The sequence below is a fragment of the Streptomyces sp. NPDC001868 genome (genome assembly GCF_040297125.1).
Lineage (GTDB): Bacteria > Actinomycetota > Actinomycetes > Streptomycetales > Streptomycetaceae > Streptomyces.
Genome location: NZ_JBEOYO010000076.1, coordinates 23,014 through 37,695, shown reverse-complemented (window position 1 = coordinate 37,695; position 14,682 = coordinate 23,014). Strand labels below are relative to the sequence as shown.

Genomic DNA, 14,682 nt, shown 5'->3' with positions numbered 1-14,682 from the left:
GCCACTTGTCAGCCACACCCAACTCTCCTGGGTGTCCTCACCCTACGAACGGGAGGACCAACCCGTTCAAGAAGGTAGAGCCACTTGTCACCGGGGCGAGGGCGCCGGCGGCGCAGGGAGTTGGCGTAGGTCTGCCCGAACTTGCCGCACCAGCGGCGGATGGTCTCGTAGGACACGACGATCCCGCGCTCCAGCATCAGCTCCTCGACCTCGCGGAAGCTGAGCGGGAACCGGAAGTACAGCCACACACAGTGCGAGATGACCTCGACCGGGTACCGGTGCCCCTTGTACGACGGCGACACGGCCCCCACAGACAGCCCCCTCCAGCACGATCTACCAGAAGATCATTCCACCGGTCAGCCAACGTGACAGTGCCGACGCAGCAGTTGTGCAGCGCCCACCAGTACCAGCGGGTCAAGATGGATCTCGACCTTCCAGAATTCTTGCGTCACCCGGCAGTGCACGCCCTGCCGTCGTTTGGGACGTGCGAGGTTGCGGCGTGTGACCGGCAGCGGTCAGGGAAGGTCTCTGCCTACTGCCTGCAGCACAAACAGCGCCGCACCCGCATGGTCAGGGAGGGGACATTCCCCGGTGACGAGGCCTTCCGGCGCGCGATGCGGGCGGTCAGCACGTTCGTCGACGTCAATCTGCGCGGCCTGCCGCCGCTGGTGGTCGCCGAGGTGATCTATGGCCTGCAGGAACGCATCCGGGGCGGCACCAAGACGCCGCCGTGGCATCTGCGCCCGGTGTGCGAACTTGCGCGCACACGGCAGGTATCGACCCTGAACGAGCTCGACCCGGCATCGCTGTGCCGACGCCGACAGGCGCTTCTCAACGCGCTCACTACTGCGTCACGCCGGCTCGGCATGACGCCCGAGAGCGAGCGGCACAAGGATGTGTGGGATGCGGCGGCATTCGGCCGGTCCGGAAACCTCAATTTCACTGGGGTACGCCAGCCCTGGCTGCGCGAAGCCGTCAAAGCCGCCGTATGCGACGAGTTGCCCCGGCGCCGCGGCGTTCAGGCTCGCGGCCAGATGCAGACCCACATCAACGCCTTCGTCAAACTCTCCGACAGCCTGCACCTGCAACGCGACGACCACGGCGCCCACCCCGCGCTCCTGGAACGCCAGGACATCGTCAACTTCAGCAACCGTCTGGCCTTCCTCGCCGAGCAGGGGGAGATCAGCACCTACACGTGGACCTTTGTCGCCCGCGCGGTGAGGAAGTGGCTCAGCCTGATGCGGAGCATGGGCCTGACCCGGCCAGGGCAGCCCCTGCACGGTCTGCCCGCCGACTTCATGCTGCTCACCCAGGACATCCCCGACGAGCCCGAGGACTCCGAAGCCGGCAAGGACCTGCCCGACGGGGTGATGCGTCAGCTCTGCGCCCACCTCGACGTCCTGGAAGAGAAGTCAAGCCGCGAGGTACGCGTCGCCGTCGAGCTGCTCATCGACACCGGCCGACGCCCCTTCGAGATCTGCCACCTGCCCTACGACTGCCTGACCCGGGACGCCGATGGCAAGCCCGTCCTGCTCTACGACAACCACAAGGAATTACGCCTGCGCCGTCGCCTGCCCATCCCTGAAGCCACCGCGGCGCTGATCATCACGCAGCAGGAACGGGTCCGCGCCCGCTTCCCCGCCACGGCGCCCGGCCGGCTTGTGCTGCTGCCCTCCGTCGTGTCCAACCCCGAGGGGACCAAGGCGATCTCCGATGTGCTCACCCAGCATCGTGACTGGGTCATGGCGCTGCCCGACGTGACGCTGACGATGGCCGTTCACGAGGAGGGGAAAGCCGTGGCCAAACAGCTCTGCTTCGACAAGGAGAAGATCTTCCCCTACGCCTACCGGCACACCTACGCCCAGCGGCACGCGGACGCCGGCGTACCGGTCGACGTGCTGCGCCAACTCATGGACCACCGGCAGTTGACCACCACTCAACGCTATTACCGGGTCGGCGAGCAGCGCCGCCGGGAGGCCGTCGAGAGGGTCACCGCGATGCAGTTCGACCGGCACGGCAACCGGATCTGGCGGAGGGCAAAGGCCCTGCTGGACTCCGAGCACGCCCGCCGCGCAGTCGGGGAGGTCGCGGTGCCGTACGGGGTGTGCACCGAGCCGTCGAACGTTGCGGCCGGCGGTCACGACTGCCCCGTCCGCTTCCGCTGTGTGGGCTGCGGGCACTTCCGCACCGACGTGTCCTACCTTCCCGATCTGGAGGCCTACCTCGCCGATCTACTGCGCAGCCGGGAACGGCTCGCCGCATTCAGCGCCGACACCTGGGCCAGGGACGAGGCGAGGCCATCCGATGAGGAAATCAGTCGTGTACGGCGGCTTATCCGGCGCGTCCGCACCGACCTTGACGACCTCACCGACGAGGACCGGACGCAGATCCAGCAAGCCGTCGCCGTGGTCCGCCGCAGCCGCCAGGTCGTCACCCTCGGCATGCCCCGCGTCGCTGCGTCAGTGCTCGACCCGCGTCCTGAAAGGCCCTCCGTGTGACCAGCCGATTGACTGAAGGCAGACGTTCGGACTCCGCCCGCCGCCGCGAAAGGGTCCTCAAGGCCCTCGACACGGCAGTGCGGACGGGCGGAGACATCACCGTCTCCGGTCTCGCCCGCGCTGCCCGGGTTGACCGTACCTTCCTCTACCGCCACCGTGACCTGCTAGAACGCGTCCACGCCGCTGCCGCCGCCCCGGCGGGGGAGGGAGCGATGACAGCAGTCAGCCGAGCCTCGCTGCAGACCGACCTGGCCAACGCACTGGAACGCAACAACCGCCTGGCCGCTCGTGTGCGGCAACTGGAAAAGCGGCTGTCTCAGTCGATCGGGGCGAAGGTCTGGGCGGATTCCGGGCTCGGAGCGTCGGCCGATGTTGATCACCTCCAGCGGCGGATCGCCACGCTGGAACAGCAGTTATCGAGTAAGCAGGGCGAACTTGACGAACGCACCGAAGAGCTCGAGGCAGCTCGTGCGGCCAATCGTGAGATGACCCGGTCGCTGAACCACCGCCCCGCTCGTTTGTGACCACACATGGTGTCCGTCAACGTGGCTGCAGGCAGACCACCAAACACTATGTCAGGTCCCAGGGCGGGCTGCGAGACGTGCAGGGCGAGGGCACGGTTGAAGCCGCCGGAGTCGACGGCTGCCAGGAAAAACTCCAGCTCACGCAATTTCATCAGTCCTCCCCCCTGCCCGCATGCATCACGACGGCGCCGGTCGCCGCGCGTCACGTCACGCGCATGCTCTCGCGGTCTTCGAGGGCACTGATGGCGGTGGCGGTGAGGCTGTGGGTGATGTGGCCGCGCATCAGCTGGGCGGCTTCGGCGGCGCGGCCGTCCACGATCAGGGAGACGAGTTGGTGGTGCTCCTGAAGGTCCCGGGTGCGGGGTTCGTCACCGGGCGGGAGTTCGAGGCCGAGGCGCCGGTAGCGGTCGGACTTGTCCCACAGGTCGTCAAGGAGACGGATGAGGACGTCGTTGTGCGAGGCCCGGTACAGCGCCTGGTGGAAGGCGCGGTGGGCCGTGAGTGCCTCTTCCCCCCATTGGCGGGTGACGGGGAGGAGTTTGTCGACGGCGGCCTGCATGGCGGCGATGTCGTCGTCGGTGCGTCGCTGGGCGGCGAGTTCGGCGGCGGTCGGGTCCAGGGACAGTCGGACCTCGAACAGCTGGCGGGCCTCGTTCGAGTTCATGACGGAGACCCGGACGTCGCGGTGGGTCTCGACGGTGACGAGTCCCTCGCTGCTGAGGCGGCGGATGGCCTCGCGCAGGGGCGTGATGCTCATGTTGAGGGACTCGGCGAGGTCGTACTGGGCGATTCGTGACCCGGCGGGAAGAGTGCCGGAGAGGATCCGGTCGCGGAGTTCCGCGTAGGCGAGGTCGCTCTTGCTGAAGAACAGGTTCTGCCCTGCCATGGCCCCCTGACCGTTCCTTTCCGGAGCTTCCCCGGCCCCTTGACATCCCGCAGCGGACCAGCTCACTCTAACAGGCGTTGCATCTTATAAGATATGAGAGAGGCTCCGCAGTGAAGATCACCAACGTCTACGAGGGCGTCGTTCCGATCAGCTCATCGATCCGCAACGCCTGGATCGACTTCAGCTCCATGGACTGTTCGATCGTGGCGATCGAGAGCGACGTCATCCGGGACGGCAAGCCCGTGGTGGGCTACGGCTTCAACTCCAACGGCCGCTACAGCGCCGGCGAGATCCTGCGCCGCCGGGTCCTGCCCCGCCTCCTCGAGGCCGAGCCCGGCAGCCTGCTCGACGAGCAGGGCGGCCTGGACCACGCCAAGGCGTGGGACGTGATGATGACCAACGAGAAGCCCGGCGGGCACGGCGAGCGCTCGGTCGCGGTCGGTGTGGTGGACATGGCCCTGTTCGACCTGGCCTCCAAGATCGAGGGCAAGCCGCTGTACCGGTACCTGTCCGAGCGCTACGGCGACGGACAGCCCGACGACTCCGTCTTCGTCTACGCCGCCGGCGGCTACTACGCCCCCGGCAAGACCCTCACCGACCTCCAGGACGAGATGCGCGGCTTCCTCGACCTGGGCTACGACGTCGTCAAGATGAAGATCGGCGGCGCCGACCTGGCGGAGGACCTGCGCCGTATCGAGGCCGTCATCGACGTCCTGGACGGCGACGGCTCCCGGCTGGCCGTCGACGTCAACGGCCGCTTCGACCTCAACACGGCCCTGGAGTACGGGCGGGCCATCGAGCCCTACGGGCTGTTCTGGTATGAGGAGATCGGCGACCCGCTCGACTACCACCTCAACGCCACCGTCGCCGAGCACTACACCGGCTCCATCGCCACCGGAGAGAACCTCTTCTCCCTCCAGGACGCCCGCAACCTGATCCGCTACGGCGGCCTGCGCCCCGACCGCGACACCCTCCAGGTCGACCCCGCGCTCTCCTACGGTCTGGTGGAGTACCTGCGTATCCAGGACATGCTCCGTCAGCACGGCTGGTCATCGAGGCGCTGCATCCCGCACGGCGGGCACCAGTTCTCTCTGCACATCGCAGCCGCCCTCAAGCTCGGCGGCAACGAGTCCTACCCGGGCGAGTTCCAGCCCACGGGTGGCTTCGCCGACGACGCCGTCGTCGAGAAGAGCCGCGTCGGCCTGACCGACACCCCTGGCATCGGCTTCGAGAGCAAGGCCGCCTTCTACAAGGTGCTGCGCGCCCTGCACAGCTGACCGCCACCCCGCCGCGGACGCGTCCGCCACCGGGCGGGCGCCGTCGGCCGGCGCCGCCGGATACGGGCGCCACACACGAGATCGGGGACGCCCGAGCCGTGTCGCGTCCCCCGCACCCCCACGGGACGGGGCCACACACGATCGTCGTGCAAAGGAGCACCAACGATGACAAGCACCACCACCGTCGCCGACCGCCCGCAGCGGTCACGGCTGAGCCGTCTCATACGGGAGCTGTGGTTCCAGGTCGTCCTGGCCGCCGTCCTCGGCATCGCCGTCGGCATCCTCGCGCCCGGCCTGGGTGAGGACCTGAAACCGCTCAACGACTGGTTCATCGCCCTGGTCAAGATGATCGTGATCCCGGTCGTCTTCTGCGTGGTCACCACCGGCATCGCCTCCATGGACAACCTGCGCAAGGCGGGCCGGATCGGCGTGAAGGCGATCGGCTACTTCCTGGTGCTGTCCCTGGCGTCCATGCTGATCGGGCTGGTCGTCGCCAACATCTTCCAGCCCGGCGCCAACCTGCACGTCGACCCCTCGTCACTGAACGCCGAAGATGTGCCCAAGACCGCCACCGAGCACGCCACCTTCACCGGCTTCATCTCCTCCCTCATCCCCGTCTCCCTGCTGGGCGCGATCACCGGGGACGCGATCCTGTCCGCGCTGATGGTCTCGATCGTCTTCGGCGTGGCCCTGAACATGGCCGGCGAAAAAGGGGCGCCACTGACCCGCGGCATCAAGGCACTGTCGGACGTCGTCTTCCGCATCGTGGGCTGGGTGATGCGGCTTGCGCCCTTGGGCACCTTCGGCGCCCTGGCCACCGTGGTCGCCACCTACGGCGCCGAGAGCCTCAAACCGCTCGGCTACCTCATCATCCTGTTCACCGCGACCTGCATCATCTACGTCCTGGTCGTCCTCGGCGCCATCATGCGGGCCTGCCGCCTGAGCCTGTTCGGCCTCATCCGCTTCCTCAAGGCCGAACTGCTCGTCGCCCTCACCACCTGTTCCAGCGAGGCCGTCCTGCCCCAGCTGGTACGCAAACTGGAGATCCTCGGCATCGGCCGGCCAGTGGTCGGCATCGTCATCCCCTCCGGGTTCTCCTTCAACCTGGACGGCTCCGCGGTCTACCTCACGATGGCCTCCCTCTTCCTGGCCCAGGCCATGGGCATCGACCTGTCCTGGCAGCAGCAGCTGATCATGGTCGGCGTCATGATGCTCACCAGCAAGGGCACCGCCGGGATTGCGGGCGGCGCGTTCATCGTCCTCGCCAGCACCGTCACCGCGGTCGGCCACATCCCGCTTGCCGCCCTCTCCCTGATCGTCGGCATCGACCGCATCCTCAACGAGGGCCGCGTCTTCATCAACGTCCTCGGCAACGCCGTCGCCGCCATCGTGATCGGCAAGTGGGAGAACGACTTCGACACCGAACAGGCCCGCAAGGTCCTGGACTCCCGCACCACCACGGCGCCGCAGGACGAGCTGGACACCGCCAAGGTCGGCGCCGACAAGTAGCCGGGCCCGTCGTCGAGTGCAGTCACCCCTCCACGGCATGTAGGTCACCCACCGGCGGCATCCTCCAGGCCGCCGCACACCAGGACAGATGAGGACCCTTCCCGCGAGCACGCCCAGCGTCTCCTACTCGATGGCCATCCGGCTCGAAGCCCTGCGGCAGGCAACGCGGTCTTTCGCCTGACAGCCACGATGGAGGCGCTGGGGCGGTTCAGTCACCGCCCTCGCCGTCGTCAGCCGAAGCCGACCGTCTCGAACGGTCCTTCCCTGGATTCTCGACGAAGTGCCCGGGCCCGGCACTCATCGTCCGGACGGCCACCTGGGACGCCGTCTCCGGGGCCCGGGCTTCTGCCGTCTGTCACCTCGCCTGTACCCGTTCGGAAGCCGCCCCTCGACCGCGGCGGCGTTGATGAACTCGCGCAAGGCGCCACGCATCGACACGCCCTCGCGGGCTTTGGGGCCCTCGCCGGGTTCCCGTCATCGGGCGATCTGTCCGCCAGCGCAGGCGGGGAGCCCGCGCCAGTGAATCGCGGGAGGTCGACCTTCCATCCGGTAATTGACAGGGTACGAACGTACCTCTTAACGTACCCGAATCCGGGGGCGATGCCGTCAGCTCAACGAGGAGCACCGATGCAGCACCTATACGAGATAGATGTCCAGGTTCCGATGCGTGACGGCGTGGCCCTTGCCGCCAACGTGTGGCATCCCGCCGAAGGGGAGGCTCCGGCGCTGCTCGTCCGTCTGCCGTACGGGAAGGACGCGATGGGCTTCGGTCAGTCAGCCATCCCCGACCTGCTGGCTTTGGTGGAGGCCGGCTACGCGGTGGTGGTGCAGGACTGCCGGGGCACCCACCGCTCGGAGGGCGAGTTCGTTCCCCATATGGCCGATCGGGCCGACGGCGAGGACACCGTCGCCTGGATCGCCGACCAGTCGTGGTCGGATGGCACGGTGGGCATGTACGGGCCGTCCTACCTCGGCATGGTCCAGTGGGAGACCGCCGTGACCGGCGCCCCAGCCCTCAAGGCGATCGCGCCGGCCTTCACCTCGATCGACAACTACGAGGCGCCCTGGTACTCCGCGGGCGGTGCGCTCTCACTGAGCCTGGTCACGCTGTGGAACGCCATGATGTACGCGGCCGACGCGCAGCGATCCCTGGCGGCCGGCGAGGGCTCCGTGGACCAGCTGCAGCAGCTCGGTCAGGCGGTCCTGTTCTCGGAGCCGCTCAACGAGGTGCTGCCGACGGCGGAGGTGCCGGTCCTGGCGGCGTACGGGAAGTGGTGGGACGACTGGATGGCCCACCCCTCCCACGACGGGTACTGGGACGCCATGGAGCTCACACCCGAGCTCAAGAACGTCACGGTCCCGGCGCTCAACATCGGCGGCTGGTACGACCTCTACATCGGCCAGACCATCCGCACCTACACCACCGCCCGCGAGAAGGCGGGCAGTGCGCAGGCGCGTGAGGGGCAGCGGCTGATCATCGGTCCGTGGGATCACATGGCCGTGAGCGGGGTCTATCCCGACCGCTCCTTCGGCCCGTTGGCCAGTGCGCAGATGTTGGGCCTGACCGGCCTGCATGTGAAGTTCTTCGACCGCTGGCTCCGCGGCGACACCACCGCTCTCGACGGCGTGGCCCCCGTGAAGATCTTCGTGATGGGCATCGACCAGTGGCGCGACGAGCAGGAGTGGCCGCTGCCCGACACGCGGTGGACCGACTTCCACCTGTCGAGCGCCGGTCACGCCAACACGGCGGATGGCGACGGGGTGTTGACGACCGAGCCGCCGGCCGGCGCCGGGCACGACACCTACCTCTACGACCCGCGCCGCCCGGTTCCCTCGGCCGGCGGGGCGTCGATGCCGACGACACCGGGGTTCTGCGGCCCGGTCGACCAGCGGACCGTCACCGGCCGCGAGGACGTCCTGTGCTTCGCCGGCCCGGTACTGGAGGAGCCTGTCGAGGTCACCGGTCCGGTCAGCCTGACCCTGTTCGTATCCTCCTCGGCGGTGGACACCGACTTCACCGCCAAGCTCGTCGACGTCTTCCCTGACGGCAGAGCGATCAACCTGTGCGACGGCATCCTGCGCACTCGCTATCGAGGCGGCCTCGCCACAGAAGAGCTGATGGAGCCCGGCACGGTCTACGAGATCACCGTCGACATGACCGCCACCTCGAATGTGTTCCTTCCCGGTCACCGCATCCGCGTGGACGTCTCCAGCAGCAACTTCCCCCGCTACGACCGCAACACCAACACCGGCGGAGTCATCGCCCGGGAGAGCGAGGAGCAGATGATCCCCGCCGTCAACCACATCCATCACGGCCCGCACCACCCCAGCCGCCTGGTCCTGCCGGTCATCGACCGCAAGGACCAGTCGTGAGCGCCGCCGACCGGGTCGCCGAACTGACCGCGACATTCTCGGCTTCCTCCCTCGATGTGGCCGGGCTGCTGTGCGACCAGCACCCCGCCGACCGCGTCGCGTTCACCGTCGTCGACGGCACCGGGGACGTATCCACCCTGTCCAACGGCGATCTCGCCGCCGCCTCGCACCGCTGTGCGCGGGCGCTACAGGGGCTCGGGGTCGGTCCGGGCGACAGGGTGGCGACCCTGATGGGCAAGAGCACCGACCTCGTCACCGTCATCCTCGCGATCTGGCGGCTCGGCGCGGTCTACGTCCCGCTGTTCACCGCGTTCGCGCCCCAGGCCATCGCCCTGCGCCTGGAAGGCTCCGGTGCGCACGTCGTGGTCGTCGACCCGGACCAGCGCCACAAACTCGACCCTGGCCCCGACATGCCGGACGACCCCCAGCGCCGCGTCGTCGTTACCGGAACCGACGCGCAGCACGGTGACGTGTCGCTGGCCGACCTCGTCGCGGCTGCGTCGCCGGAGCCGGTGCCCGTCGTCACCACGAACGGGGACGGACCGCTGGTGCACATGTTCACCTCCGGCACCACCGGCAAGCCCAAGGGGGTCATCCACCCCGTCTCCTACGTCGCCGGATGGCAGGTCTACCTGGAGTACGGCCTCGGCGTCACCCGGGACAGCAGCTACTGGTGCGCCGCCGACCCCGGCTGGGCGTATGGCCTGTACGCGGCCATCGTCGCCCCGATGGCCGCCGGCCTCCCCAGCCTGCTGCTGTCCGGCGGATTCTCCGCCGAGACGACCTGGCGCACCCTCGTCGACCACCAGGTCACCGACTTCACCGCCGCCCCGACCGTGTACCGGGGACTGCGCTCCTCGTCGGTCCCGGTGCCGCGGGGGCTGCGCCTGGAGCGGGCGTCCAGCGCAGGCGAGCCCCTGACCCCTGAGGTCAACGAGTGGGCCGGCGCCGCGCTCGGCCTGGCCGTGCACGACCACTTCGGCCAGACCGAGGTCGGCATGCCCCTGGCCAACCACCACCACCCCGAACTCGCCCGCCCCCTCAAGACCGGATCGATGGGCCGGCCACTACCCGGCTGGAGCCTGACCGTCCTGGCCGACGAGAAGGACGAGCCCGCCGGCCCTGGCGTGCTCGGCCGGGTCGCGATCGACGTCGCCGCCAGCCCGTTGATGACCTTCCGCGACTACCAGATCCCAGGCCAGTGTGGTGCCAAGTTCACCGCCGACGGCCGCTATTACCTCACTGGCGACGCCGGACGGGTCGACGACGACGGCGACTTCTTCTTCTCCTCCCGCGACGACGACGTCATCATCATGGCCGGCTACCGGATCGGCCCGTTCGAGATCGAGAGCGTCCTCGCCCAGCACCCCGCGGTCGCCGAGTGCAGTGTCATCGGCGCACCCGACGACGTCCGCGGCGAGGTCATCGAGGCGTACGTCGTCCTCCGCGACGGCCGCGACGCCTCGCCGGACCTGGCCACCGAACTCCAGCTGCTGGTCAAGACCCGCTACGCCGCCCACGCCTACCCGCGCACGATCCACTTCATCGACGCCCTGCCCAAGACGCCCAGCGGCAAGACCCAGCGCTACCTGCTGCGTAACCGCCGCCGCACCGAACTTTCCAGCCGAGAGGCACAGTGACCGACACGGCCCCCCTCATCGTCGAGCAACGCGGCACCGTCCGATGGCTGCTGCTCAACCGCCCCGAGCGGCGCAACGCCCTCGACATCCCCCTCATAGAAGCCCTGGACAAGCAGATCACCAGCGCCGAGGCCGACCCCGGCACTGCGGTCATCGCCGTGGCAGGCAGGGGACCGAGCTTCTGCGCCGGCGGGGACTTCCACCAATTCCTCGAACTACACGACCGAGGCGACAACCCGGTCGAATTCCTGGCCGACGTCTCCGCCTGCTTCAGCCGCATCGCGGCCAGCCCGAAACCCTGGGTCGCCGTCCTGCACGGTCACGCCGTCGCCGGCGGCCTCGAACTCGCGCTTGCCTGCGATGTCGTCGTCGCCGCCGACACCACGCTCATCGGCGACGGCCACCTCAACCGACGGCTCGTACCGGCCGCCGGGTCAAGCGTCCGGCTGCCCGGCGCGGTCGGACGCGGACTGTCTCGCTGGCTCCTGCTCACCGGCGAACTCCTGCCCGCCACCGCCTTCGCGCACACCGGCTGGATCCACGCGATCGTGCCCGAGGCCGACCTCGACGCCACCGCCACCCGCGTCTGCCACCAGTTGGCCGACGGCAACAGCCCCGCCCAGCAACGCCTCAAGACGCTGCTGCACCGGATCGACGGCATCCCCCCCGAGCACGCCCTGCGCGAGGAACTGGCCACCTTCGCCGAAAACTGGACGGCAAGCTCCGTCGCCGACGCCCTGCGGGCCTTCCTCGCTCCCCCCACCACGAAAGCAGACAACAAGTGAACCGCTACCACGGACGGGCCGTCGCCATCACCGGGGCCGCACAAGGCCTCGGCCTCGCCATGGCCACCCGCTTCGCCGCCGAGGGCGCCACCGTCGCACTGGCCGACGTCAACGAACAGGCCCTCACCGACGCCGCCGGGACCATAACCGACGCCCACGACACGAAACTCCGCACCAACAGGGTGGACGTGACCGACTCCGCCCAGGTCAACGCCTGGATCGACGGCGTCACCGCCGAACTCGGCCGCCTCGACGTACTCGTCAACAACGCCGGCATCATCCGCGACAACCGCGTCGAGGACATCACCGACGACGACTGGCACGCGGTCATCGACGTCAGCCTCACCGGCAGCTTCCACTGCGCCCGCGCCGCGTTCGGCCCCATGAAACGCCAGGGCTACGGACGCATCGTCAGCTTCTCCTCCATGTCATGGCGCGGGAACTTCGGCCAGACCAACTACGTCGCCGCCAAAGCCGGCATCGTCGGCATGACCCGCACCCTCGCACTCGAGGGCGCCCGCTACGGCATCACCGCCAACGCCATCGCCCCCGGCCTCATCGAGACCCCCATGCTCGCCTCCATGAACGGCCCCGCACGCGACAAGCTCACCAACAAGGTCCCGATGCGCCACACCGGAACGCCCGAGGACATCGCCGAAGCCGCAGCCTTCCTCGCCAGCGAAGCCGCCGGCTACATCACCGGCATCGTCCTCGACGTTGACGGCGGCATCTCCATCGGATCCTCCATCCGGTAACCGCGAGATCCGCGAACGAGTGGCCCCGTAAGAGGAAATCGTCGAGGACAGTCAAACAGCCGACCCGGTTCGCAGATGTGAAAACACACAGTGGTCACGAAACGGTCCTTGGGACCGGGAGGTACTGATGCAGGGAGTACTCGTCACCGCATTCGAGGGTCCTGATGCCCTGGTCGTGCAAGAGCTCCCGGAGCCGCAGACCCGAGAGGGCCAGGTTCTCATCGACGTCGAATGGGCGGGCGTGGTCTTCCCGGACATCCTGCAGACTCGCGGGGAGTACCAGACCCGTCCCGAACTGCCGTTCGTCCTCGGCTGGGAGGTGTCCGGAACGGCCCGCACGGACGGCGCCGGATTCCGCGCCGGTGACCGCGTGGCAGCCCTGCCGGTCACCGGTGGCTTCGCCCAGACCGTCGCTGTCGACGCAACGATGGTCTTTCCTCTCCCGGACAACGTCGACACCCGCCGTGGAGCGGCCCTGCCCCTGAACTACCTGACCGCGCATTTCGCGCTCGTCCACCGGGGTGCTCTCCGCCCCGGCGAGGTCGTCCTCGTCCACGGAGCCGCGGGCGGAGTGGGGAGCGCGGCCTGCCAACTGGCCGCAGCACACGGCGCGCGCGTCATCGCGGTCGTATCCACTGAGGAGAAGGCCGAACTGGCCAGGTCCGTAGGAGCACATGAGGTCGTACGTGTCGGCGGATTCCTCGACGCAGTCAGAGCCCTCACCGACGGCCAGGGCGTCGACCTCGTGGTCGACCCGGTCGGTGGGGATCGCTTCCCGGACTCGCTTCGCGCGCTGCGGCACGGCGGGGGGCGCCTCCTCGTCCTGGGATTCGCGGGCCGGGGCATCCCCACGGTCAAAGTGAATCGTCTGCTGCTGACCAACACCTCTGTGCTCGGAGTGGGGATGGACGAGTACTGGCGACAGGATCCGGAGGCCGCCCGTGCCTGTTGGCGCGAACTCCGGCCCTTGCTGAAGTCCGGTCGGCTGGACCCGCCCCTCTCGTCCGTCTTTCCCCTGGAACAGGCGGCGGCTGCGCTGAAGCACCTGGACCAGCGAAGGGGCCTCGGCCGCACACTGCTGCAAGTCGGTGCCTGACGACGAGTCGCTCACGCGAACATTCCCCGTGGGTACGTTAGGAGGTACGCTGGTACCCATTTGCAAGGGGTCGGCTTCCGGCCCGGACGACCACTCGCCGCTTCAGGCGAAGATCCTCATGGGAGACTGCCGCGGTGACGGCCCAAACTGACTCGCGTGACCGACGCCCACGCCGAACAGCGCGCAGGCGCGTCGTCGACACACGCCGGCGGGACGAACTGCTGCTCCAGGCCGAGGCGATCATCCTGGCCGAAGGCTTCACCGCGGTGACCATGGACGAGCTCGCCCAACGGCTCGAGTGCTCCAAGGCGACGCTGTACAGCCTCGCCTCCACGAAGGAACAGCTGGTACTGGCAGTCACCCGCGCCTTCTTCCGGGAGGCGACCGCCGAGATCGAACAGGCTGTCCAGGCCGAGCCCGACCCCCGGCAGCGCATCCGCGTCTACCTCACCGGCGTCGGCACAGCCATGCGCCGGCACTCCCACGCCTTCTACGACGACATGGTCGGCTACGAGCCGACGGCGCAGATCTACCGCAAGAACTCCGCCGCCGCGGCGCACCGGGTCCACGAACTGATCGAAGAGGGCGTGCAGACCGGCGTCTTCCGCGCCCTCAACGGCCACTTCGCCGCCCACGTCGTAGCGGTCACCATCGACGCGGTCCAGTCGGGGGTCCTCCTGGAGAGGACCGGCCTGACCGCCGGCGACGCCTTCTCCGAGCTCGGCGATCTCCTGCTGGACGGGCTCAGCTCGGGGCAGGGCGCATCCGAGCCCCTTTCCACAACTGCGCGCTCGTCCAAGGACCAGGTGTCGACGCCCAGGTAAGCCCCAGGGAAGGGGCGCACCTCTCGGATCGTCTCCGCAGGCACCACCCCCTATCCAGACGACGTGCGCTGTCATTGTCGGACGGTCCGGCTTTCACCACATGAGGGTGTACATGGGCGGTGGGACCATGTGATCGTCAACGAGCCGCATCGACCGCTGGGCCTGCGGGGACGCCGGGCATTCCCACGCGTATCAACTGTCCTTGGTGGTGCCGCCGAAGGCGTGACACGGACAGCCACGCGCAGGGCGTGACGTACCGCGCGGCCCGGACCCGGCCGGGGAGCGCGCCGTCGCGCTCGCCGACGTCACCGCCGCCGAGTCGGGCGCGGACGCCCCGTGTCGGCGTTCCTTCGGCACGCACCCCGCGGGCCGCCTGGTTTCAGTCCGACCTTCCGCCGCCGAACGCACCTGCCGCCGAGGGGCCGTTGGCGGCCATCCTTTGGTGGCCTGAAGGTGCAGGTCAGGTAGACCCGCTCTGGGGGTTTCGTCCGGAGTGCGGGGCGGTCGGATCTTCC

11 protein-coding genes and 1 pseudogene are annotated in these 14,682 nt (G+C 68.7%); 10 read left to right on the top strand and 2 right to left on the bottom strand.

All coding sequences use genetic code 11. The features are described 5' to 3' along the window. Positions 1–80 precede the first annotated feature (80 nt). A pseudogene (locus ABT147_RS43465) lies at positions 81–311 on the bottom strand (IS6 family transposase); the annotation flags it as partial. A gap of 60 nt (positions 312–371) precedes the next feature. Here ABT147_RS43465 and ABT147_RS43460 point away from each other — a divergent pair. Together ABT147_RS43460 and ABT147_RS43455 are read left to right on the top strand one after the other, a co-directional pair. Further along, positions 372–2,498: a tyrosine-type recombinase/integrase gene (locus tag ABT147_RS43460; RefSeq protein WP_351417218.1), complete on the top strand. Its 2,127-nt coding sequence runs from the start codon at positions 372–374 to the stop codon at positions 2,496–2,498. Next, the gene (locus ABT147_RS43455) at positions 2,495–3,022 is read left to right on the top strand and encodes a DUF6262 family protein (protein WP_351417215.1); all 528 of its coding nucleotides are present in this window, start codon (positions 2,495–2,497) and stop codon (positions 3,020–3,022) included. Before ABT147_RS43460 ends, ABT147_RS43455 begins: the two co-directional genes overlap by 4 nt. A 202-nt stretch (positions 3,023–3,224) precedes the next feature. Here the strand turns inward: ABT147_RS43455 and ABT147_RS43445 are convergent, their stop codons facing one another. Next, positions 3,225–3,908, bottom strand: a complete 684-nt coding sequence (locus ABT147_RS43445) for a GntR family transcriptional regulator (protein WP_351417212.1) — start codon at positions 3,906–3,908, stop codon at positions 3,225–3,227. Between the two features lie 110 nt (positions 3,909–4,018). Between ABT147_RS43445 and ABT147_RS43440 the strand changes: the two genes are divergently transcribed. The 8 genes from ABT147_RS43440 to ABT147_RS43405 all read left to right on the top strand — a co-directional run bounded on the left by ABT147_RS43440 (position 4,019) and on the right by ABT147_RS43405 (position 14,167). Continuing rightward, positions 4,019–5,185, top strand: coding sequence for a mandelate racemase/muconate lactonizing enzyme family protein (locus ABT147_RS43440; protein WP_351417210.1), 1,167 nt, complete (start codon positions 4,019–4,021; stop codon positions 5,183–5,185). Positions 5,186–5,350: 165 nt separating this feature from the next. Beyond that, positions 5,351–6,694 (top strand): cation:dicarboxylate symporter family transporter, encoded by a 1,344-nt coding sequence (locus tag ABT147_RS43435; RefSeq protein ID WP_351417207.1) that lies wholly within the window; start codon positions 5,351–5,353, stop codon positions 6,692–6,694. Positions 6,695–7,321: 627 nt separating this feature from the next. Beyond that, a complete protein-coding gene (locus ABT147_RS43430) occupies positions 7,322–9,067 on the top strand; it encodes a CocE/NonD family hydrolase (protein ID WP_351417205.1) in 1,746 nt (581 codons plus the stop codon). Continuing rightward, positions 9,064–10,707, top strand: coding sequence for an AMP-binding protein (locus ABT147_RS43425; RefSeq protein WP_351417202.1), 1,644 nt, complete (start codon positions 9,064–9,066; stop codon positions 10,705–10,707). Before ABT147_RS43430 ends, ABT147_RS43425 begins: the two co-directional genes overlap by 4 nt. Beyond that, positions 10,704–11,492 (top strand): enoyl-CoA hydratase/isomerase family protein, encoded by a 789-nt coding sequence (locus ABT147_RS43420; protein ID WP_351417200.1) that lies wholly within the window; start codon positions 10,704–10,706, stop codon positions 11,490–11,492. The genes ABT147_RS43425 and ABT147_RS43420 overlap by 4 nt, the downstream gene beginning before the upstream one ends. After that, complete coding sequence (locus tag ABT147_RS43415) at positions 11,489–12,247, top strand: SDR family oxidoreductase (protein WP_316779849.1); 759 nt, start codon at positions 11,489–11,491, stop codon at positions 12,245–12,247. The genes ABT147_RS43420 and ABT147_RS43415 overlap by 4 nt, the downstream gene beginning before the upstream one ends. A 127-nt stretch (positions 12,248–12,374) precedes the next feature. Next, positions 12,375–13,343, top strand: a complete 969-nt coding sequence (locus tag ABT147_RS43410; protein ID WP_351417198.1) for an NADPH:quinone oxidoreductase family protein — start codon at positions 12,375–12,377, stop codon at positions 13,341–13,343. Between the two features lie 134 nt (positions 13,344–13,477). Beyond that, the gene (locus ABT147_RS43405) at positions 13,478–14,167 is read left to right on the top strand and encodes a TetR/AcrR family transcriptional regulator (RefSeq protein ID WP_286253787.1); all 690 of its coding nucleotides are present in this window, start codon (positions 13,478–13,480) and stop codon (positions 14,165–14,167) included. Positions 14,168–14,682 lie beyond the last annotated feature (515 nt).

Excerpts from the sequence above, each read along its gene's own strand:
- ABT147_RS43445 (WP_351417212.1), bottom strand. The coding sequence starts at position 3,908 with ATGGCAGGGCAGAACCTGTTCTTCAGCAAGAGCGACCTCGCCTACGCG.
- ABT147_RS43435 (WP_351417207.1), top strand. The coding sequence starts at position 5,351 with ATGACAAGCACCACCACCGTCGCCGACCGCCCGCAGCGGTCACGGCTG.
- ABT147_RS43430 (WP_351417205.1), top strand. The coding sequence starts at position 7,322 with ATGCAGCACCTATACGAGATAGATGTCCAGGTTCCGATGCGTGACGGC.
- ABT147_RS43410 (WP_351417198.1), top strand. The coding sequence starts at position 12,375 with ATGCAGGGAGTACTCGTCACCGCATTCGAGGGTCCTGATGCCCTGGTC.